This is a genomic window from Streptomyces sp. HSW2009, assembly GCF_040240285.1.
GTDB lineage: Bacteria > Actinomycetota > Actinomycetes > Streptomycetales > Streptomycetaceae > Streptomyces.
In genome coordinates, this window is sequence record NZ_JBEHZD010000961.1 from 1 (window position 1) to 1,560 (window position 1,560).

Below are 1,560 nucleotides of genomic sequence, written 5' to 3' on the forward strand. Positions count from 1 at the left end.
ACTTGATCACTCGGATTGGTAACTGCCGTACGTACAGGCGGCCTTCGGTTGAGCATGTGATCCGACCAAGGAACACACAACGCTCAACACGAAGGCCGTGGGGATGAGTTTGTCGCATCATGCTGTCCGGCAGGATCCGTTTGCGGGGCTGTCACGCTTCCGGGGTGAGTTCTACTCCTGTCTGACCAGGCGTGCGGACGCGCTGTTCGAACTCGCGGACGCGGTGTTGTGCGCCGACGGTCCGATCCGGTCCGGTCCGGTCGCTGGTGGAACTGTCGCTGGTCGGTGAACACCGTCGCGGGCACGGCGGACTCTACGATGCCCTGTCTGCGGGCCAGGTCGATGTCGCCCGGCTCCGACGAGCCCTGCCCGCGGTGCCCCTGCCACGGGCGGCGGACGGCCGGCTGGTCCTGGCCGCCGACCTCACCTGCTGGCTGCGGCCCAGCACTCACACCTCACCGCAGCGGATCCTGTGCCACACCTACGGGCGGGGCAAGGACCAGCACATTCCCGTTCCCGGCTGGCCGTATTCGGTGATCTGCGCACTTGAGACGGGCCGCAGTTCCTGGACCGCGCCGCTCGACGCGCTGCGTTTGGCACCTGGCGATGACGCCGCCACCGTCACGGCCCGGCAGATGCGCGAGCTCGTCGAGCGGCTGATCGATGCCGGGCAGTGGACGGACGGCGACCCGGAGATCTTGATCGTCGTGGACGCCGGCTATGACGTTCCCCCTCTGGCCTTCCTTCTGAAGGATCTCCCCCAGTGCAGGTGCTGGGCCGGATGCGCTCAGACCGCGTCCTGCGGCGTGCGGCCCCGTCGCGTGAGCCTGGTGTCCGGGGTCGGCCACCCCGTCATGGCGGCGAGTTCGTGTTCGGCGACCCGGCCACCTGGGGCACACCCGACGCGCAGACGGTGACCACAACCCGTCTCTACGGGACGGCCACTGCCCGGGCCTGGGACCGACTTCATCCTCGGCTGACCCATCGTTCGGCCTGGACATCCCAGCTCGGTGCACTGCCGGTCATCGAGGGCACCGTGATCCGCCTGCAAGTCGAGCACCTGTCCAGCGGCGCCACGCCAAAGCCGGTCTGGCTGTGGTGGTCGGGCACCGGCGCCTGTGAGTCCGACGTCGACATGCTCTGGCAGGCATTCCTGCGGCGCTTCGACATCGAGCACACCTTCCGCCTCTTCAAGCAGACACTCGGCTGGACCTGCCCGAGGATTCGCACCCCCGAAGCCGCCGACCGCTGGACCTGGCTGATCCTCGCGGTCTTCACCCAGCTCCGGCTCGCCCGCCCGCTGGCAGCCGACCTCCGGCGGCCATGGGAAAAACCGGCCTCGCCCGACAGGCTCACTCCCGCCAGGGTCCGCCGCGACTTTCGACACCTCCACCCGAAGGCCGACTGCCCAGCCCGAGCACCGAAAGCCTCCCACCCCGGACCAGGCCGACCACCCGGAAGCAAAAACACCCAACCCACCCCACGCCACGACGTTCACACAGTCGGCAAACCAAGCTCCACGAAACGACGAACGAAGAAGTCAACGGACCCACGTCCGCG

At 68.1% G+C, this 1,560-nt stretch carries 1 pseudogene; it reads left to right on the forward strand.

Annotated features, from left to right (window positions below):
* Positions 1–103: 103 nt before the first annotated feature.
* Positions 104–1,560 (forward strand): annotated as a pseudogene (locus AAHZ94_RS33855) (NF041680 family putative transposase); the annotation flags it as partial.